This is a genomic window from Paenibacillus macquariensis, from assembly GCF_900156375.1.
Classification (GTDB): Bacteria; Bacillota; Bacilli; order Paenibacillales; family Paenibacillaceae; genus Paenibacillus_AQ; species Paenibacillus_AQ macquariensis.
In genome coordinates this window covers 1-19,974 of the sequence record NZ_FTNK01000025.1, presented here as the reverse complement: position 1 = coordinate 19,974, position 19,974 = coordinate 1, and the positions used below count along the sequence as shown (strand labels likewise).

The 19,974-nt window shown below is 42.0% G+C and carries 18 protein-coding genes, 1 rRNA gene and 1 other RNA gene; 19 read left to right on the top strand and 1 reads right to left on the bottom strand.

The genetic code is table 11. The annotated features are described in order from the left end of the window. The first annotated feature begins 13 nt into the window (after window positions 1-13). From speB to argS, 4 genes are all read left to right on the top strand, one after another. A complete protein-coding gene (gene speB, locus BW961_RS26265) occupies window positions 14-883 on the top strand; it encodes an agmatinase (RefSeq protein WP_068591020.1) in 870 nt (289 codons plus the stop codon). A 157-nt stretch (window positions 884-1,040) separates the two neighbouring features. Then, complete coding sequence (locus BW961_RS26260; protein WP_068591018.1) at window positions 1,041-2,222, top strand: beta propeller repeat protein; 1,182 nt, start codon at window positions 1,041-1,043, stop codon at window positions 2,220-2,222. 265 nt (window positions 2,223-2,487) lie between these two features. Further along, window positions 2,488-2,913, top strand: a complete 426-nt coding sequence (locus tag BW961_RS26255; protein WP_068591016.1) for a YwiB family protein — start codon at window positions 2,488-2,490, stop codon at window positions 2,911-2,913. Continuing rightward, window positions 2,910-4,589, top strand: coding sequence for an arginine--tRNA ligase (gene argS / locus BW961_RS26250; RefSeq protein ID WP_068591014.1), 1,680 nt, complete (start codon window positions 2,910-2,912; stop codon window positions 4,587-4,589). Before BW961_RS26255 ends, argS begins: the two co-directional genes overlap by 4 nt. A gap of 40 nt (window positions 4,590-4,629) precedes the next feature. Here argS and BW961_RS26245 read toward each other — a convergent pair whose 3' ends face one another. After that, window positions 4,630-5,841 carry a S8 family peptidase gene (locus tag BW961_RS26245; RefSeq protein ID WP_068591012.1) on the bottom strand — a complete coding sequence of 404 codons (1,212 nt, stop codon included), beginning with the start codon at window positions 5,839-5,841 and terminating at the stop codon, window positions 4,630-4,632. A gap of 408 nt (window positions 5,842-6,249) precedes the next feature. On the opposite strand from BW961_RS26245, the gene rpoE reads away from it, so the two are divergent. The 15 genes from rpoE to BW961_RS26170 all read left to right on the top strand — a co-directional run. After that, a complete protein-coding gene (rpoE, locus tag BW961_RS26240) occupies window positions 6,250-6,801 on the top strand; it encodes a DNA-directed RNA polymerase subunit delta (protein WP_068591011.1) in 552 nt (183 codons plus the stop codon). Window positions 6,802-7,224: 423 nt separating this feature from the next. Continuing rightward, on the top strand, window positions 7,225-8,826 hold the full coding sequence (locus tag BW961_RS26235; protein WP_068590951.1) for a CTP synthase: 1,602 nt from the start codon (window positions 7,225-7,227) through the stop codon (window positions 8,824-8,826). A gap of 222 nt (window positions 8,827-9,048) precedes the next feature. Further along, window positions 9,049-9,435 (top strand): response regulator, encoded by a 387-nt coding sequence (locus BW961_RS26230; RefSeq protein WP_068590953.1) that lies wholly within the window; start codon window positions 9,049-9,051, stop codon window positions 9,433-9,435. 324 nt (window positions 9,436-9,759) lie between these two features. Continuing rightward, on the top strand, window positions 9,760-10,614 hold the full coding sequence (fba, locus tag BW961_RS26225) for a class II fructose-1,6-bisphosphate aldolase (protein ID WP_068590956.1): 855 nt from the start codon (window positions 9,760-9,762) through the stop codon (window positions 10,612-10,614). Between the two features lie 167 nt (window positions 10,615-10,781). Further along, the gene (locus BW961_RS26220; protein ID WP_068590958.1) at window positions 10,782-12,035 is read left to right on the top strand and encodes a UDP-N-acetylglucosamine 1-carboxyvinyltransferase; all 1,254 of its coding nucleotides are present in this window, start codon (window positions 10,782-10,784) and stop codon (window positions 12,033-12,035) included. A 170-nt stretch (window positions 12,036-12,205) separates the two neighbouring features. Beyond that, entirely contained in the window at window positions 12,206-13,558 is a 1,353-nt protein-coding gene (gene rho, locus BW961_RS26215; protein WP_068590961.1) for a transcription termination factor Rho, read from the top strand. 96 nt (window positions 13,559-13,654) lie between these two features. Then, window positions 13,655-14,929: a radical SAM family protein gene (locus BW961_RS26210; protein WP_068590963.1), complete on the top strand. Its 1,275-nt coding sequence runs from the start codon at window positions 13,655-13,657 to the stop codon at window positions 14,927-14,929. Window positions 14,930-15,061: 132 nt separating this feature from the next. Next, a complete protein-coding gene (gene rpmE, locus BW961_RS26205; protein ID WP_068531551.1) occupies window positions 15,062-15,259 on the top strand; it encodes a 50S ribosomal protein L31 in 198 nt (65 codons plus the stop codon). 301 nt (window positions 15,260-15,560) lie between these two features. Next, an RNA gene (ffs, locus tag BW961_RS26200) (signal recognition particle sRNA large type) lies at window positions 15,561-15,828 on the top strand. Window positions 15,829-16,007: 179 nt separating this feature from the next. Continuing rightward, complete coding sequence (gene dnaX, locus BW961_RS26195; RefSeq protein WP_068590965.1) at window positions 16,008-17,768, top strand: DNA polymerase III subunit gamma/tau; 1,761 nt, start codon at window positions 16,008-16,010, stop codon at window positions 17,766-17,768. Between the two features lie 34 nt (window positions 17,769-17,802). Further along, the gene (locus BW961_RS26190; protein WP_068531547.1) at window positions 17,803-18,114 is read left to right on the top strand and encodes a YbaB/EbfC family nucleoid-associated protein; all 312 of its coding nucleotides are present in this window, start codon (window positions 17,803-17,805) and stop codon (window positions 18,112-18,114) included. A gap of 27 nt (window positions 18,115-18,141) precedes the next feature. Further along, window positions 18,142-18,741 (top strand): recombination mediator RecR, encoded by a 600-nt coding sequence (gene recR, locus BW961_RS26185; protein WP_068590967.1) that lies wholly within the window; start codon window positions 18,142-18,144, stop codon window positions 18,739-18,741. A gap of 128 nt (window positions 18,742-18,869) precedes the next feature. Then, entirely contained in the window at window positions 18,870-19,205 is a 336-nt protein-coding gene (locus tag BW961_RS26180) for a DUF2508 family protein (RefSeq protein WP_068590969.1), read from the top strand. A gap of 6 nt (window positions 19,206-19,211) precedes the next feature. Next, on the top strand, window positions 19,212-19,481 hold the full coding sequence (locus BW961_RS26175) for a pro-sigmaK processing inhibitor BofA family protein (protein WP_068590971.1): 270 nt from the start codon (window positions 19,212-19,214) through the stop codon (window positions 19,479-19,481). A 315-nt stretch (window positions 19,482-19,796) separates the two neighbouring features. Then, window positions 19,797-19,974, top strand: a 16S ribosomal RNA gene (locus BW961_RS26170); the annotation flags it as partial.

Here is a 19,974-nt window from a genome sequence, read left to right as displayed (position 1 = left end):
ACATAAATAGACGATGAAACTAGATCAATCTTACTCAGGAAATGTATTTATTTGTAGCTCTGAAGATTACGAAGGTTCTAAAGCCGTTATCTACGGGATGCCAATGGATTACACCGTTAGTTACCGTCCGGGTTCTCGCTTCGGCCCTTCCCATATACGTCAAGCTTCCGTTGGTTTGGAAGAGTACAGTCCTTATCTAGACAAAAGTATTGATGACATGACTTACTTTGATGCAGGCGATCTCATGCTACCTTTCGGAAACGCAGGACGTAGTCTTGAAGTCATCAGCGAATATGTAGGTAAGTTGCTAGCAGATGATAAATTTCCAATTGGTCTTGGTGGGGAACATTTAGTGACATGGCCAGTTATTCAACAGGTATTTGCTAAATATCCTGATCTTATACTCATTCATATCGATGCACATGCTGACCTTAGAGAGAATTATGAGGGAGAACCATTGTCCCACTCTACACCTGTACGTAAGGCAGCAGCGCTTATGGGCGGAAGTAATATCTATCAATTCGGTATCCGTTCTGGATCACGTGAAGAATTCCAATTCGGGCATAAGAACATTAATTTCTATCCATTTGAAGTAGCGGCTCCCCTCAAGGAAGCCTTGCCTAAGATGGGTAACCGCCCTGTTTATGTTACGATCGACATTGACGTATTGGATCCTTCTGCAGCACCAGGTACAGGAACAGCAGAAGCGGGAGGAATCACTTCCAAGGAATTGCTGGAAGCTGTACATCTTATTGCAAATTCCGAAGTCAACGTTGTGGGTTGCGATCTAGTAGAAGTTGCACCTATTTATGATCAGTCCGAACAAACACAGATTGTAGCCGCTAAACTTATTCGTGAAATGCTGCTAGGATTTGTAAAATAATATAAAGCTCAACACATAGATACCTTTAGAATCGCTTCAAGAGCATATGCCTCTGTAGAGCTTCTAAAGGTTTCTTTTCTCTATAGCAAATAGGGAATTGCAAATGGGGATGAATCATGAGTTAAGGGTATATAACTAAGATCAGGGGGTGTGATCTATGAATTTGAAGAAAAAGAGTATTAATCGTTCACTACGGATCCTTGTAATAATGGTATTACTTCTTCCTTTAGGGGGTATCGGGTCAGGTTCTCTAGCAACCGCTACATCTGACACAAGCTGTGGAAAAGGGGACCATGGACTGCTGCAACAGTTACAGAAGCAACATCAGGGGGAGGGTCATCAGAGTGTACTCTCTTTTACGGATATTCAGTTTCTGAATGATCGGATAGGTAGAGTTTCTGGTAATGGCTTTATCATAGGCACTTCCGATGCGGGATGTCACTGGCAGGAAATATATACAGGGCAATGGCAAATTGCCCAAATAGACTTCTCCGATAATAAAAATGGGTGGGCGCTAGCGACGTTGCCTTCTGAACAAAAGAAACATTTAATTCAGACATCCGATGGGGGAGCCCACTGGAAGAACGTCGACACAGCCATTACATTTGATCGGATAGATATACTGAATGACAAAGAAGGGCTCGGCTATACAGCCACTTCGGCCTACAAAACCGTTGATGGAGGTAAAAGTTTCGCCCCAATTCCAACGCCTGTGAATAACCGATACGCTTCATTTAGTAATATGAAAACGGGCTGGTCTATCATAGTTATTCCAAGCGGAGGCTATAAGGTCATGAAGACGGTAGATGGAGGTGAACACTGGTCGCTTAAGTTGAAGGTGGCTGCGGACAGTAATAATGGCGGAGAGATATACAGCAATGGTAATCAAGTCTGGGCTTTACTATACGGAGAGGCAGGGATGTCACAAGTATCCTATTCCCTCTATGGTAGTACAGATGGGGGATCGCATTGGAATCGTGTTATCGCACAGGATACGGCGGGAGGGGGCCCTGCCCCAGGCAGCGGTAAGGCCATAACACAAAAAGGTCCAGCTTCCCCTGGTGGACATCCAGGCAACATGCAACTTATCGGAGACAGAACTGCATTCTTAGCGGGTGGTTCACCTGCTGGAGAAGTAGTATCTGTAGGGCGTTCATTTAATGGGGCACAGTCATGGACCAATATTACACCATCCATTGAAGGATATGATGCAAGAATTTCTTTTGCGGATAGTAAAAAAGGCTGGCTAGCTGTCGTAAACAGTTCTGACAAATCAGCAGTCTATATGACTAAAGATGGCGGCGTTAGCTGGAATGTGAAGTTCTCATTGAAGAAATAGTAATGACTATAAGATGGCTACCCCTATACACGGAGCGGGTAGCCGTTTTATTGAACTAATTTAAGAAGCTATAAGTTTAAGTTCTCAGTGTTTGCAGAACATAACGGGTTGTGCAGTACAATCAGGAAATCAGAGGGTGACAGCGATAGGAAGGACAATCCGTTACCGTAGCGGTCATACGTAGTCATTATTTTTATTTGAATTGAATCGGCGAACTGGCTATAGTAGTACAATAGGAATGTACAGATTGGAGATTGTTAGATATATGTCAGACAAAACACAAGCCCAGATACGGCTAGTCAGCCGCGTAGATGGGGAAGAAGTGGTTCAGGAACTGCCTGCTGAATTGATTCAGAAGGGCACGGTACTGTATGTGAGATATGAGGAGCCAGAGGCAAGTCCACAGGGCGGAGCCACTAGAACCACAATCAAGATCACACCTAATGAAGTCAAAATAATTCGCCACGGCGAAGTTCAGTCAGAACACTCTTTTGAGCAAGAGAAGAGATTGCCTGGCTTTTACCGCTCGCCATATACGACATTTAACCTCTCAACCTATACCACGGATATGGATATAAAGATTGAGGGAATGTACGGGCATGTGAGATTTGCATATGATTTATATGTATTCGATGATCTATCAGGACAATTTGCAATAGATTTACATATACAGGAGGAAATTAAATTATGACACAAAACCCATTAGAGCAGATTAATCAGTTGGTATCGGAGTCGATTGCTGCTGCTGTGATTGCTGCTGGATTAGTCACCCTTGAAGAACTTCCAGCGATTACACTTGAAGTGCCAAAGGATAAGACTCATGGAGATCTAGCTACGAACATCGCAATGCAACTCACAAAGATTGCGAAAAGGAACCCACGTCAAATTGCGGAGAGCATTATAGCTCACTTAGATTTGAAGAAAGCGAACATTGAGAAGGCAGAGATTGCTGGACCAGGATTTATTAACTTCACCTTAGTTAAGACTTACTTATATCCTGTATTGCATCAGGTTCAGGAACATGGCAGTGACTATGGTCGGAGTAACGTAGGCCAAGGTAAAAGAGTGCAAATCGAGTTCGTTAGTGCTAATCCAACAGGAACGCTACATTTAGGACATGCTCGTGGAGCAGCAGTAGGTGATTCATTGTGTAATGTACTGGATTTTGCAGGATATCAAGTGACTCGGGAATATTATATTAATGATGCTGGTAATCAAATCGTTAATTTGTGTAAATCAATTGAGGCTCGATATCTTCAAGAATTAGGTCAAGACGTGGAAATGCCTGAGGATGGCTATCACGGTGCAGATATAAAGGGCTTTGCGAAAGAACTGGTAGCAGAGAAGGGCGAATCCTTACTGTCTATGAGCCCAGAGGAGCGCACTGCTTTCTTGCGTACGTATGGTTTGGAGAAAGAATTGGCTAAAATCAAACGTGACCTTTCAAGGTTTAGAGTGCACTTTGATGAATGGTTTAGTGAAACGTCACTATATGAGAACGGCCAAGTAGAGGTAGCACTCTCCGAATTGAAAGCAAGAGGAGAAGTCTATGAGTTGGATGAAGCGACATGGCTACGTACAACGGATTACGGAGACGACAAAGACCGCGTATTGGTGAAAAATGACGGAACCTATACTTACCTGACACCAGATATCGCCTACCATCGCAATAAATATAGTAGAGGATATGACCAAATGATCAACATTTGGGGAGCGGATCATCATGGATATATTCCACGTGTGAAGGCTGCTATGGATTCATTAGGTTATGATTCTAGGAAATTGACCGTATTGATTGCTCAAATGGTGAGCTTATTCCAAGACGGCGAAAAAGTGAAAATGTCCAAGCGAACAGGTAAAGCAGTAACGATGATAGATCTGATGGACGAAGTTGGTGTGGATGCTATTCGTTATTTCTTTACGATGCGTAGCATGGATTCACATCTAGATTTCGACATGGATCTAGCGATTTCAACGTCTAATGAGAATCCTGTATTCTATGTTCAATATGCGCATGCGCGTATTTGCAGCATTTTCCGTCAAGCAGAAGAACAGAACATTACGTTGTTGGCACTGTCAGACATTGATTTGACTAAGCTTAATAATGATCGTGAGTATGATCTTCTTCGTAAAATAGGGGAATTGCCTGAAGAGATTGCAACTGCAGCGGAAAACTATGCACCTCACAGAATGGTTCGTTATGTCTATGAACTTTCTTCTATGTTGCATAGCTACTACAAAGCAGAGCGTGTTATCACTGAGGATGTTATGCAAACACAAGCTCGTCTTGCCTTGCTAGGTGCAGTTCGTGTGGTTATTGTTAACGTTCTGAAGATGATTGGTGTAACGGCTCCAGAAAAAATGTAATCACAACTTAAACCCTTGAATAACGACAAAAACTGCCCTTCTATATTTTGGAAGGGCGGTTTTTCTTTGCTTTAAGGCTAGCAGTTACAGGTTCTGCACCCGTGGTAGTCAATTTCATTCCTTCTCTTAGTAATTGGAGTGCGTTAACTTCTCCTGAGTCTCGTTCCAGGCGTTGGTCTTTACGTAAGCGTAAAGGCGTAGAAGTGCGCTGAAGAAGTGTTTTGATTTCTGCCGGTTGGAGACTGCTGTTTTGTGCAAGTAGAAGCGCGATGGCCCCACTTACATGAGAGGTAGCCATAGAGGTGCCACTCATTTCATGATATTTACCATGTGTCCATGAGGATATAATTTTATCTCCAGGAGCATAGATATCAATATACTGTCCTCGATTACTGAATGGTGCTATCCGTCTGTTCTGATCCGTTGCGCCTACGGATATGGTCTGTGAATAGCGAGCAGGATAGTCAATGGTTCGTCGTTTGCCGTCGTTTCCTGAAGAAGCGACAATTGAAATGCCAGAGAGGTAGGCTTTATTGACAATTTCCTGTAAGGCGCGGCTACGTGTCTTCATTCCAAAGCTCATATTAATCAGATGGACATGATTACGAACACACCAATCAATGCCTAATATGATATCAGATACATAGGCCGATCCATTGTGGTCAAATGCCTTAACAGGATAGATGATAGACCGTGGAGCAACACCTATCATTCCTTCTGTGCTATTTGCTGCTGCAATGGTTCCGGCAATATGTGTACCATGACCGTTGTCGTCAAGGGGTAACATGTTACGGTTCAACAAATTAATACCTCCGGAGAGCGAATGTCGGAGATCAGGATGTTGGAAATCTACCCCGGTATCAATGACTCCGATTTTAATACGATGTCCGGTTGATGTGGACCAAGCTCGGGGAGCATGAATCTGCTTCACACCATAAGGGATTCCTGGATTGGTATCGATTTTACTCTGAACAGCGTGAACTTTTATTGACCTATTGTCTTCTAGTAACAGAAGATCTTTATATCTAAGGGCGAACTTACTTCGAGCTGAGACGGGGGCGATAATGGACTTAATTAAATGGGAAGAATGCACATGGGGTAATTTAATGCCGCTTGCTTTTAGCCTATTTAATTCCCGATGGTAGGCAAAATAGTGTCGGGGATTGAGAAAGGTCATAATACGTTTCTCTTCGACTGGGTTGCGACGATCGGTTTCTTCGAGCAACATCTGGATAAATCGAGTGTAGTCCATGTTGAGCCTTCCCCCTCTTGAGAACCATGCTGAGGTATTCTATGAACATGGAGTCCTGTGGGAGTGGGAACTTGCCCTTATTTTTGTAAATGGGCACTGATTTGTTGTCAAAGTGAAGCGGCGTACATAATATAGACAGAAGAGACCGAGATGGCTCTTACGACACTCCCATTTAGGAGTTTCTTCCTCGGGGAATGGATACAGTCATAAAGGCAGGGAACCCCCTGCCTTTTTTATCGTGATAATCGTGAAGAGTAATTATTAAATCTCCTTGTACCTGAGTTAACAATCCGCGAACATAAAAACTTGCAATTTAATCCCAAATAGGTTTTACTTATTTGTGTTAATGGATATGTTGATTGATATTACGTGTAAATATGCACATTGCGTGAGAGGAAGTGTTCATAAGTGAGTGCCCCACTCCATTTAAAACTTGATCCTGAAAGAATCAAGGAAATGCCTATGGTTGATCTTGCTTTTGCTATTTTAAAGACCGTGAATACGCCGTACTATTATCTTGATCTAATGTCAGAGGTAGCTAAACAGCGTGGTCTAAATGAAAAAGAAATGAATGATTTGATTGCACAGCTATATACCGAGATTAATATCGACGGACGGTTTGCTTGTGTTGGAACTAATCTGTGGGGATTGAAACGGTGGTATCCTGTAGATCGTGCTGAAGATCCAATTTCTAATGCCAAGCGCCCACGTATCATTAATGATGACGATGACGATTTGGAAGATGATGACTTCGCTGATGAAGAAGAAACATATGTTGGCGATGAAGCAGAAGAATTCGACAGAATTGATGAAGATCATGACGATGTTTATAGCGATGACGATTCTGAGGAAGAAGCTGAAGAAGAAGTTGTGCTAGAAGACGAAGATTTGGATGACGCAGATGATGATTCAACAGATGATGATGACGCAGATGACTCCGAAGATACCGACGAAAAGTAATAACTAATTTATTGCAGAGAACGAATCAGAGTTTAATATGTTGAAGTTGAGAATAATGTATTCGCGACTTGACACAGAACATGGCACAGAGTAAACTATTGCATGGGCTTATGATTGAACTTGAATAATTTTGAATTGATAAAAAGTGCCCCCGTACTACGGGTGTCACTTTTTTGTTTTTTAAAATATAAGAAAGTATTATTTTCAATTGATACTCTATTCCTTATATTTCCGCTGAAACGGTGCCGTCTTTGAAAAAAGGACGGCATAGCGGTTTCTACTTGAATAGGGTTAAAAACTGTGCCATTTGGACATAAATCGCATATTGTTATTGGCCATCAAGAGTAAGGAAACGTTTATAGGTTACGATAACATCATATGTCGCCTGCATTTCTGGACTTTATAATAGGAGGTTTTTTTACAGTGACAAAGTATATTTTTGTGACGGGCGGAGTTGTGTCTTCTTTAGGTAAAGGGATTACCGCTGCTTCACTTGGCAGGCTGCTCAAAAATAGAGGACTAAAAGTAACGATCCAGAAGTTCGATCCGTATTTGAATGTGGATCCCGGAACAATGAGTCCTTATCAGCACGGTGAAGTATTTGTGACAGACGATGGCGCTGAGACCGATTTGGACCTTGGCCATTACGAAAGATTTATTGATATCAATTTGTCTAAGAACAGTAACGTTACAACAGGGAAGATTTATTCTTCAGTTATCAGCAAAGAACGTCGCGGTGAGTATCTAGGGGGAACGGTTCAGGTTATTCCTCATATTACAAATGAAATTAAAGAACGTGTATACCGTGCAGGTCGTGAAGCTGGTTCCGATGTTGTTATTACGGAGATTGGCGGAACTGTAGGGGACATCGAGAGTCTTCCATTCCTTGAAGCTATTCGTCAAATCAAGAGTGAGATCGGTCGCGATAATGTGATGTACATTCACGTGACATTGATTCCATATATTAAGGCAGCCGGTGAAGTGAAGACGAAGCCGACACAACATAGTGTGAAGGAATTACGTAGCATTGGTATTCAACCAAATGTGATTGTATGTCGTACGGAGTATGAGCTATCCGCAGATATGAAAGCTAAAATTGCATTATTCTGTGATATTGATGAAAATGCAGTCGTTGAATGTCGTGATGCTGCTACGCTATATAGAGTGCCGCTTAATTTGCGTGATGAAGGTCTTGATGAGATCGTAGTTAATCATTTGAAATTGACTACGCCATTACCAGATATGACAGAGTGGGAAAGTCTTGTACACCGTATTGAAAAGCTAGACAAAACAGTGGAAATTGCCATTGTAGGTAAATATGTGGCATTACATGATGCTTACTTAAGTGTTGTAGAATCCCTTTCACATGCTGGATTTGAAGCTGATGTTGATGTGAAGATCCGTTGGGTTAATGCAGAAGAGATTACACCTGAGAACGTAGCAGATATGTTACATGGCATTAGCGGTATTCTAGTTCCTGGTGGATTTGGTGATCGCGGTATTGAAGGTAAGATTTCGGCTATCAAATACGTACGTGAGAACAACATTCCTTTCTTCGGTATTTGCCTAGGTATGCAAGTATCCGTTATTGAGTATGCTCGTTCGATTCTAGGTCTTGAAGGTGCGAATAGCTCGGAGATTAATCCTTCGACAGAGTATCCTGTTATTGATCTATTGCCAGAACAAAAGGATATTGAAGATCTAGGTGGTACAATGCGTCTAGGGCTATATCCATGTAAGTTGCAACCAGGTTCATTAGCTATGAGTTGCTATGATGATGAATTAGTGTATGAAAGACATCGTCATCGTTATGAGTTTAACAATCAGTACCGTGAAGCGCTTGAAAAAGCTGGAATGATTATATCAGGAACTTCTCCTGATGGACGTCTTGCAGAAATTATTGAGCTTCCAGGACATCCATGGTTCTTATCTGTGCAATTCCATCCGGAGTTCACATCTCGTCCGAATCGTCCACAACCATTGTTCCGTGAATTCGTTAAAGCAACTGTGAAATATCAAGGGTAAACCCTTTTAGTTAAGGTCTCTTTAGAATAGAGCTATAGACATGAAGTTGAGAAAGAGGACTTCTTGTAGCTCTCCCTAGAGAGGCCTTTTTTATGTTAAATTAAACATATAGAAGGAATTTGGTTTGTAGAGGAAGAATAACATAATATGGATTACCTTCAGAAATGAGGGATTGTCTCGCTTTAATGAACTTTAAGTTGATTGTCTGGGGGTTGTTAACGGGTGGATAAGAAGAAATTATTAATCGTGGATGACCAAAACGGTATTCGAATTCTTTTGACGGAAGTATTTGGTAGTGAGGGGTATGATACATTTCAGGCAGCGAACGGCAAACTGGCCTTAGAGCTGGTTGTGAATGAGTCACCGGATTTAGTGTTACTTGATATGAAAATCCCGGGTATGGATGGACTTGAGATTCTGAAAAGGATCAAAGAACTCAATACGGATATCAAAGTCATTATGATGACCGCATACGGTGAGCTTGATATGATAAAAGAGGCGACTGACCTCGGAGCACTTATGCATTTTACGAAACCATTTGATATTGATGAAATGAGAGTAGCCGTTAACACACAGCTGAAGAAGAACGTACTTGAAAAGCGTACCTAAGGAATGAAATTCTGCTTAATGCAGAATTTTTTTATGATTAGAAAGTGTATATTTGCATACTTTATTCTCTGAATCATCTAGATGAACGCATTTGTCCATAATGGACGGATGCGTTCATCCTTGCGTATAGGGATTGTGTCATCTTGCATAGCGGGATTAGTAATATTGACTTATACTATATTAGCGGCTTCTGACCATAGACGTACCACATATACTTTGAAATGCTTGGTTAGTATTTTTGATCTGATGTGGTATACTATAGTTTGTATGAGGTGTCGGCATAATAATATAGACAAAAACAACATTTTTTAGGAGGATTGGACCATGCCATTAGTATCTATGACAGACATGTTGAACAAAGCACTTAAAGGGAAATATGCAGTTGGTCAATACAACATTAATAACTTGGAGTGGACTCAAGCGATTCTTGGTGCAGCTGAACAAGAGAAATCACCAGTAATTCTTGGAGTTTCTGAGGGAGCAGCACGTCATATGGGCGGTTTCACGACTGTTGTTAAAATGGTTGAAGGCCTATTGTACGATATGAAAATCACTGTACCTGTTGCAATCCATCTTGATCATGGTTCTAGCTTTGACAAATGTAAAGAAGCGATTGACGCTGGATTTTCATCTGTTATGATCGATGGTTCCCACCACCCGATCGATGAGAACATCGAAATGACTAAAAAAGTCGTTGAATATGCACATGCAAAAGGTGTTTCTGTAGAAGCTGAAGTTGGAACTGTTGGCGGACAAGAAGACGACGTTATCGGTGGAATTATGTATGCTAAGTTGGATGAGTGTATCCGTATCGTTAAAGAAACAGGCATCGATACACTAGCTCCTGCACTTGGTTCCGTTCATGGACCTTACCTTGGCGAGCCTAACCTTGGGTTCAAAGAAATGGAAGAAATTCGTGACGCTACGAATATTCCTATGGTTCTTCATGGTGGTACAGGTATTCCTGAAGCTGACATCAAGAAATCAATTTCCTTGGGTACTTCCAAGATCAACGTAAATACAGAGAACCAAATCGTATTTGCTAAAACAGTTCGTGAAGTGCTTGCTGCGAAACCAGAAGCATATGACCCACGTACATTCATCGTACCAGGTCGCGAAGCAATCAAACAAACTGTTATCGGTAAAATGCGTGAGTTCGGTTCCAGTAACCAAGCTTAATACCTTTCTACAATATATATGAATCAGGACAAGTCCTTTGGGGTGTCCAGTTGAATAGTTTGATATGGAGAGCACCGCTTAGTCGGTGTCTTTCCACTTTTATCATATAAAGCCAACAGCGCGTATCGTTTGCCGGCTGCAAAACACGTAGGGGGACCCTTAAGCTTATGGAAAAATTGATGATCACTGGCGGACGTCCGCTACATGGTACAGTATCCATTAGTGGCGCCAAGAATAGCGCTATTGCCTTGATACCTGCTGCCATCTTGGCAGAATCGGAAGTTATTTTGGATAATCTGCCGATTTTAAGTGATGTAGCTGTATATGCTGAAATACTCGAGGAACTTGGTGCGAGCGTTTCTAGGGAAGGCAGCCAAATGAAGATAGACCCTTCCTCTATTAAATCTATTCCTATGCCAAATGGCCCTGTTAAGAAGCTAAGAGCTTCTTATTACATGATGGGTGCTATGTTAGGCAGATTCAATGAAGCATCGATTGGCCTACCGGGAGGCTGTAATTTTGAACCCCGACCTATTGACCAACACATTAAAGGTTTTGAAGCGCTAGGCGCAACAGTAACGAATGAGCACGGATCTATTTATTTGCATGCCAAGGAACTACGGGGAGCTAAGATTTACCTGGATGTTTCTAGCGTTGGAGCTACTATTAATATTATGTTAGCTGCTGCTCGTGCAAAAGGTTCCACTACCATTGAAAACGCGGCTAAAGAGCCTGAGATCATAGATGTTGCAACACTCCTCAATTCCATGGGAGCCGTAATTAAAGGCGCAGGTACAGAGACTATTCGTATCGAAGGCGTATCTGAACTTCACGGCTGTCGCCACTCCATTATTCCCGATCGAATCCAAGCAGGTACGTATATGATAGCTGCCGCTGCTACACGCGGAGATGTTTTGATAGACAATGTTATCCCTAAACACATGGAAGCTATGACTGCTAAGCTACTGGAAATGGGTGTACACATTGAAGAGCTTGATGAAAGCATCCGAGTTGTTGGGCGGGCGAACTATGAAGCTGTCGATGTAAAAGCACTTGTGTATCCTGGATTTCCAACAGATTTACAATCGCCTATGACGAGTCTTCTTACACAAGCTGAGGGTGTTAGCGTACTTAGCGATTTTGTTTATAGTAGTCGCTTCAAACATGTTCCTGAACTGGTTCGAATGGGAGCTAAGATTCGTGTAGAAGGACGATCTGCCATTATTGAAGGAAGCAGATTGAACGCTGCTAAGGTCAAGGCAACTGATTTACGTGCTGGGGCAGCACTTGTTATTGCGGGACTTACGGTAGAAGAAGGAATTACGGAAGTAAGTGGTGTAGAGTTCATTGACCGTGGTTATGATAACATTGTTGAGAATTTCCGTCATTTGGGAGCAGAGATATGGCGTGAAACAGAGTGATTTCTGTAATCCAATCACAAGGAGATGCAATTTTTCCGAGGAATAATTCGGTAAATTTTGCATATCTCTTTGTTAATTGGGTAATGCTATCTTAAATGAAGAGCTTTCATAGTTTTATAGATTGTTGAATAAGATATATGGACTTATAAAATTGAATAGGTGGTTATTAAATGGATCTTCAAATTTCTGATCTGGAAGAAATGAAGCTAACCGATTTATACAAACTGGCGAAACAATACCAGATTGCGTATTATGGGCAGCTAAAGAAGAGAGAATTGATTTTTGCTATTTTGCGTGCGCAAGCGGAGCAGAGCGGATTGATGTTCATGGAAGGTGTATTAGAGATTCTATCTGAAGGTTATGGATTTCTTAGACCTATAAATTATTTACCGAGTACACAAGATATTTATATCTCGGCTTCACAAATTCGTAAATTTGATTTGAGAACTGGGGATTTGGTATCAGGTAAATGTAGAACACCGAAAGAGAATGAACGTTACTTTGGATTACTTCAGGTTAACGCCGTAAATGGAGAAAATCCTCAGACAGCATCAGAACGATTACATTTTCCAGCACTAACTCCTCTATACCCACAAAAGAAACTTGTGCTTGAAACATCCCCAACGCATTTATCTACACGAATTATGGATTTACTTGCACCCGTAGGATTGGGACAACGGGGACTCATAGTAGCACCTCCAAAAGCCGGAAAGACGCTCCTCTTAAAAGAAATTGCCAACAGCATTTCCACTAATAATCCTGAAATTTCACTTTTTGTATTGCTTATTGATGAACGCCCAGAAGAAGTCACAGATATGCAACGTTCTGTAAAAGGGGAAGTCATTGCGTCTACATTTGATGAATTACCAGAGAATCATATTAAAGTGGCTGAGCTTGTGTTGGAGCGTGCATTACGATTAGTTGAACACAAGAAGGACGTTGTCATCTTGATGGACAGTATTACTCGGTTAGCGCGTGCTTATAACTTAGTTATTCCGCCTTCCGGTCGTACGCTTAGTGGAGGGATAGATCCAGCAGCATTTCATCGCCCGAAACGATTCTTTGGTGCGGCACGTAATGTGGAAGAGGGCGGTAGCTTGACGATCCTTGCAACAGCCTTAGTGGATACAGGTTCTCGGATGGATGACATTATCTATGAAGAATTCAAAGGTACTGGAAATATGGAACTGCATCTTGATCGTAAGTTGGCAGAGCGTCGTATATTTCCAGCGATTGATATACGCCGTTCCGGCACGCGTCGTGAGGAAGTTCTCCTGAGTAAAGAAGAGTTGGATACGATCTGGGCTGTTCGTAAGAACATGAATGATTCATTTGAATTTGTGGATGGATTCCTCAAGAAACTACGTGACTGTAAGACGAATGATGAATTTATTGCTTCGTTTGATGTTGCTTCTACAAAACCGGTCACGAATAGCAGTAGCAGCAATAGTAGTGGTAGCAGTAAGCCAAGTCCAGCACGTAGAACATCCCGTCCTTCAACATCTTCTGTCTCGTCGTCATAATTCTTAATGTACAAAGGATTTCTTAATGTACACAAAATGTATAAATATAAAGTCCCACGTGGCAAAATAAAGCTTATTTACAAAGAGGGGAACATCATGTATCTGGTATATGCAGATGAACAAGGAAATGTATTTGATCACCCTTCGCTCTACGGGCTTGCCCGTAGTGGAGAGATGATTGTTGAAATGATGGAAGATGAGCTCATTCCACTACCTGAAGGTGCTACACTAGTAGGCCTACCAAGTACTCGTGCAGTAGGAATGGATCCGGACAGTGGCGAGATGAAGCCACTCCCTAACAACGCGCAAGCCGTTGGAGCGCTTCTTCCACAAGGATTTACAAGATTATATCTTCCGGGTTATGTGAAGACCGATAAAGAATACAAGCTTCCTTTATTTGGGTATTCCGCAGTTGTGTGGAAAGATGGTCAATTTTATGTGGCTGCACAACTAACGGATGATCCTGAGAAGTGGAATCCGATGAATTGCGATACGGATGATCTGAATGAAGGCGTGAAGCGTCTAACGGAGAAATACCCAGATAATAGACTGTATTCCCATTTATCCAATTGTGCTTTGGGGTATGAGTGTCTAACATCTTCGAATACGTTCCTTAATCGATGGGAAGGTGGCGTTCCGGTATCTCATTCTTGTAATGCGGGCTGTTTCGGTTGTATTTCTGAGCAACCGGATGATAGTGGATTTGTTTCGCCGCAGACTCGTATGAACTTCCGTCCGAGAGTAGATGAATTAGTGGAAGTGATGCTGGAGCATCTTAAGACACCGGAATCCATTATTAGCTTCGGACAAGGATGCGAGGGTGAGCCTTCGACACAGGCGAAGATCATTATCGATGCTATCCGTGAGGTTAGATCGGTTACAGATATGGGTTACATTAATATTAATACAAATGCTGGACTGAACGATCACATGCGTGGAATTGTAGATGCAGGTCTAGATCTTATGCGTGTTAGTACGATAAGTGCACTCGATGATCATTATAATGCGTACTATAAGCCTAGAGGATATAATTTGGCTAATGTAGAGAAGTCACTGCGTTATGCAACAGATCAAGGTGTCTACACCTCGATTAACTACTTGATATTCCCTGGTGTAACGGATCGCGAAGAAGAGATTGAAGCGATGGTTGAATTCTGCCGACGTACCGGGTTGAAATTGATTCAAATGCGAAATCTTAATATCGATCCAGAGAGTTATCTAGGTTTAATTCCGAAAGCTCAGGGTGAAATATTAGGTATGAAGCAGATGATTGATATATTTAAGGCGGAGTTACCGGAAGTCGTTATTGGTTCCTTCACACATGTTCCCCCAGAGGGAATGGCTCGTCCTAAAAAAATAATTACGTTGTAACGTGTAGCACTTTAGAAAGTCAGTATGATTAAATAAAATATTGCACATGCTAAGGTAACCTGATACAATGCTATTATATGTCCACAAAACTCTGTGTCCACATGAGGCTCAGGGCGGAAAGAGGTGAAAGTCATGCAAGAATCAATCCAACCGAAATTTCACATCACTACAGCTACTTGTGCTTGTGGTAATGTATTCGAGACAGGTTCTGTTAAAGAAAACCTTCGCGTAGAAATTTGCTCCAACTGTCATCCGTTTTACACTGGGAAACAAAAATTCCTGGATGCTGGTGGTCGCGTTGATAAATTTAAGAAAAAATACGGCGTTTAATTGGACCTGTGCGGCTTGACCGCATGAGGCACCGAACATACGAAAACCCCTACTCTGTAAAGAGTTAGGGGTTTTTTTATTACCGTAGTACATGCCGAGTGAGACCTCATTATGACGTTTAGTGATGTTTTGCTTCTAATAAATAAAGGGATAAATACCCATAGATAAAAGAAACTGGAATACTATTTGTTCTATATTAGGAGTGCAGAATCGATATTATGATGAAGAGAATTAGCAAATTGAAGACGAAGGAATATTAGGTAGTTGATTTATGTACATCCATGATATATACTTTATCTCATCGTGCTAGACGGGGAGGTAGCGGTGCCCTGTAACTCGCAATCCGCTGTAGCGAGGTTGAATTCCTGTTAGAGGTATTGTCGATGTAAGGTCTTGGTCCCTGTGTGCTATGTTGACGGTTGGGTCCTTCGCAATGAGTGCTTGTGAACCTGGTCAGGTCCGGAAGGAAGCAGCCATAAGCAAGTTACTCTTGTGCCGAAGGGAAGCCTAGCCTGAGTAGCTGCGCAGGATTGCCGCTTGGATCGCAATTATCAATAACAGGTGCACGGTCTTGTTATTTATATGAGTATTTCTATTCTGCATCTTTGCCACTCGGCGAAGATGTTTTTGCTTTTTAAAATAATATTTGGTGTAATTATGAATTCAAGTTTTGCAGAACACGTGAATATAGTATAATGATGATGCGACTAATCGTCATGAAGTGGAAGTTGAAAGAGGGTAACGCAAAGTGGAACATATAGCGCTGTACCGTGCTTGGCGGCCACAGTCTTTTCAGGACATGGTGGGACAACAGCATATTATTCAAACGTTGCAAAACGCAATACGCGAACAGCGGGTTTCTCATGCCTACCTGTTCAGTGGCCCACGGGGAACCGGGAAGACAAGCGCTGCAAAAATACTGGCGAAAGCCGTTAACTGTGAGCGGGGACCTGAACCGGAACCTTGTAATGAGTGTGAATCTTGCCGACGTATAACGGCTGGAGCAGTGATGGATGTTCAAGAAATTGATGCTGCATCTAACCGTGGTGTAGATGAAATTCGAGATTTACGTGAGAAAGTTAAATACGCGCCAACGGAAGTCAGACAGAAGGTTTACATCATTGATGAAGTGCATATGCTGACGACAGAAGCGTTTAATGCCTTATTGAAGACGTTAGAGGAGCCACCTCCTCATGTAATGTTTATTCTTGCGACAACGGAGCCTCATAAGCTACCAGCCACGATTATTTCGAGGTGTCAGCGTTTTGATTTCCGTAGAGTGTCACTAGATGAACAGACAGAACGTTTGCGTCGTATTTGCGACGAAGAAGGCATTAAGGCTGAGGACGAAGCACTTCAATATATTGCACGATTGTCAGATGGCGGTATGAGGGATGCACTTAGCATTTTAGATCAAATCGCATCTTTTACAGAGGATATTGTTTCTTACCAACAGGTTTTAAACATGACCGGGGGTATTGCCTCTGAACAGTTCGGGAGATTAGCCCAAGGCTTGCTTGATGGAAATATAGGATTGGTATTACAAATGGTTGAGGATTTCATGCAAGAGGGGAAAAGTGCAGATAAATGTATGGAGAACCTGTTGTATTATTTCCGAGATCTACTTATGATCAAAATGGTTCCACACGCGGACAAGCTGACGGACAGGGTGTTAAATCCGGAAGAATACAAAGAGATGGCAGACACATTCTCTCGTGAACAGTTGTTCCAAATGATTGATATTTTGAATCACTACCAAAGTGAGATGAAATATGCTTCACAACCACAGACGCTATTTGAAGTGGCATTGCTTAAGTTATGTAACTTACCAGGTGGGTCGCAAGAGGTTGCGAAGATAGGACTTTCAAATGAAAGGTCTAACGCTGCAGCGCCTGCGGATTCAGGGGAGATAACTTTACTTAAGCAACAGGTATTGGCTCTTGAGAAGAAGATAGAAAAATTCATGCAATCAGGTGCAGCTCCGGGGAATGGTCGAGATGGCAATGCAAACTCAAGACCTTCAGGAAATGGGATGCCGGCACCACGTGTGTCTTCGACTACCAAGCTTCCTCCACATTTGGATCAATACTTGTCGCATAAGGATAGTGAGACGTTTACGGCTATTCAAAAGCAATGGGGTCCAGTGCTTCAAGGAGTCAAAGAAGAGAAGGTGACCGTCCATGCTTGGTTTATGGATGGAGAGCCGGTATCAGTATTAGAGGATTCTGTACTTGTGGCCTTTAAGAATAATATTCACCGAGAGACCACGGAGAAACCGGCTAACAAACAAGTCATCGAGCATGTGATGCAATCGAAGCTTGGGAAAGCTTATTATTTGGTTACCATTATGCAACGAGACTGGATGTCGGCTATTGAAGGGTCTACACAAAAGGCGAAAGAAGAACTAAAGTTAGAGCACGAACATGAAGATAGTGAAGAGAAGTCAGAGCCGTGGATTGACGAGGCGCTTCAATTGTTTGGAGAAGACCTTGTAGTCATAAAAGAATAGCACTTAGAAGTGCATCCAAAAAGGAGCGGTACTCATGAATAATATGAACCAAATGATGAAACAAGTGAAGAAAATGCAGGAACAAATGTTAAAGGCACAGGAAGGTCTTGCTACGAAGTCAGTAGAAGGAAGTTCTGGTGGCGGTGTAGTTACTGTTGAAGTTAACGGACACAAGAAATTGCTCTCGATTACGATTAAGCCAGAAGCGGTAGATCCAGAAGATGTAGAAATGCTGCAGGATCTGGTGATGACAGCGGTGAATGATGCCCTGACTAAAGCGGATGAGCTTGCCAACGATGATATGGGTAAATTCACAGGCGGAATGAAAATCCCTGGCCTGTTCTAATTTTTCAGCAGAAGGAGATTTTTAGTTTTGTATTATCCCGAACCTATTGCAAAATTGATTGAATCATTTACTCGATTACCGGGTATTGGTCCTAAGACAGCAAGTCGATTGGCGTTTCATGTCATTACGATGAAAGAGGACGATGTCATAGATTTTGCTAAGGCGCTCGTTAGTGTGAAGAGAAATCTCCACTACTGCTCTGTCTGCTGCAATATTACGGATACCGACCCTTGTCGTATTTGTCAGGATAAGACCCGCGATTCATCTGTGATCTGTGTCGTTCAAGATCATAAGGATGTCGTGGCCATTGAACGTACTAAGGAGTTTAATGGGTACTTTCACGTTCTTCAAGGTGCGATTTCACCTATGGAGGGGATTGGTCCTGATGATATTCGCCTAAAGGAATTATTGAATAGACTTACGGATGAACGTGTGAAAGAACTTATACTGGCTACCAATGCTAATATTGAGGGAGAAGCGACAGCGATGTACGTTTCTAGATTGATCCGCCACTTTGACATTAAAGTGACCCGTATTGCCCATGGCCTACCTGTTGGTGGTGATTTGGAATATGCGGATGAGGTTACATTGTCCAAAGCGTTGGAAGGCCGTAGAGAGCTTCGCTGATCCTAGGGTTGTATAATCTTTATATGAAAAAGAGAAGTCCTGCGAAGGGCTTCTTTTTTTTGTTCTAAGTTTGTCCTTTTCTCGATATGTATGGAAGTGGGAGATACGAGATAAAGGAGGAGCTACTTATGAGGAGATTAAACAAACCATCGGATACTACACTCAAAAGGCTTAAGGGAAGAGAGCAAGAATTACACGGGGGGCTCTTTGAAGAAATTCTTCAGTCAAAGGCGCATTGGGAAGAAGCGTATATGTATTTTGAAGAAGCTTTAGGTGAGGATCAAGTGGACTATGCTATTTACATGCTGGAAGCCGCCGAGCGTAAATATCAAATGCTTCTGAAACAAGCAAAGAAACTAGGGGTCGTTGCGAATCATTATCTAGGAGCGAATAATCAAAAGGGTAGCTTCGTGAATGAAACAGTATTAGGCAGTTTTAAAAGTACTCATATGAAAGGAGAGTGAACATTGATGAAATGGGTTGTAACGGGTGTGCTTATTGTATCTTTATTTACTCTGTTGTTTATTGTGCTTAAGAAGAAATTAGGCTTTGGGTGGCTAACTGTGTTTGGAACGCATTTGGTGTTAGCGACGTTAGGGATATACGTAGTTAATTATTCAGGACTTATGGCTTCGGTATATATTCCATTGAATCCTATAACAATAGGAACTGTCACGGTATTAGGCCTTCCTGGAGTCGTACTCCTGTATGGATTGAAAATATATTTAATAGGGAGTTGACGTGGGATATTAAACCGTGTTATATTATTTCTCGCCCCTTGAAAAGGCATTACAGCTTGCCGAAAGGCGAAAATGAGAAAATAAACTTTCTCAAAAAAAGAGCTTGACGAAATGCTGGGTAGCATGATAAGATATAGAAGTTGTCGCCGAGAACATCTGGTGTCGACGAAAAAGAAAAATTGGTCTTTGAAAACTGAACAACGAGTGAGTAGATTTCACGAAAGTGAAATCAAAACAAATGAGAAATCATTTGATAGAGAATGAAAATTCTCGCCAGTTTGTTTCAAAATGAGCATTTCGCTCTTTCTAAATACCAATTTGGAGAGTTTGATCCTGGCTCAGGACGAACGCTGGCGGCATGCCTAATACATGCAAGTCGAGCGGAGTTGTTTTGAAAGCTTGCTTTCAAAACAACTTAGCGGCGGACGGGTGAGTAACACGTAGGTAACCTGCCTGTAAGACTGGGATAACTACCGGAAACGGTAGCTAATAC

Excerpts from the sequence above, each read along its gene's own strand:
- speB (WP_068591020.1), top strand. The coding sequence starts at position 14 with ATGAAACTAGATCAATCTTACTCAGGAAATGTATTTATTTGTAGCTCT.
- BW961_RS26260 (WP_068591018.1), top strand. The coding sequence starts at position 1,041 with ATGAATTTGAAGAAAAAGAGTATTAATCGTTCACTACGGATCCTTGTA.
- BW961_RS26255 (WP_068591016.1), top strand. The coding sequence starts at position 2,488 with ATGTCAGACAAAACACAAGCCCAGATACGGCTAGTCAGCCGCGTAGAT.
- argS (WP_068591014.1), top strand. The coding sequence starts at position 2,910 with ATGACACAAAACCCATTAGAGCAGATTAATCAGTTGGTATCGGAGTCG.
- BW961_RS26245 (WP_068591012.1), bottom strand. The coding sequence starts at position 5,841 with ATGGACTACACTCGATTTATCCAGATGTTGCTCGAAGAAACCGATCGT.
- fba (WP_068590956.1), top strand. The coding sequence starts at position 9,760 with ATGCCATTAGTATCTATGACAGACATGTTGAACAAAGCACTTAAAGGG.
- BW961_RS26220 (WP_068590958.1), top strand. The coding sequence starts at position 10,782 with ATGGAAAAATTGATGATCACTGGCGGACGTCCGCTACATGGTACAGTA.
- rho (WP_068590961.1), top strand. The coding sequence starts at position 12,206 with ATGGATCTTCAAATTTCTGATCTGGAAGAAATGAAGCTAACCGATTTA.
- BW961_RS26210 (WP_068590963.1), top strand. The coding sequence starts at position 13,655 with ATGTATCTGGTATATGCAGATGAACAAGGAAATGTATTTGATCACCCT.
- rpmE (WP_068531551.1), top strand. The coding sequence starts at position 15,062 with ATGCAAGAATCAATCCAACCGAAATTTCACATCACTACAGCTACTTGT.
- BW961_RS26190 (WP_068531547.1), top strand. The coding sequence starts at position 17,803 with ATGAATAATATGAACCAAATGATGAAACAAGTGAAGAAAATGCAGGAA.
- BW961_RS26180 (WP_068590969.1), top strand. The coding sequence starts at position 18,870 with ATGAGGAGATTAAACAAACCATCGGATACTACACTCAAAAGGCTTAAG.
- BW961_RS26175 (WP_068590971.1), top strand. The coding sequence starts at position 19,212 with ATGAAATGGGTTGTAACGGGTGTGCTTATTGTATCTTTATTTACTCTG.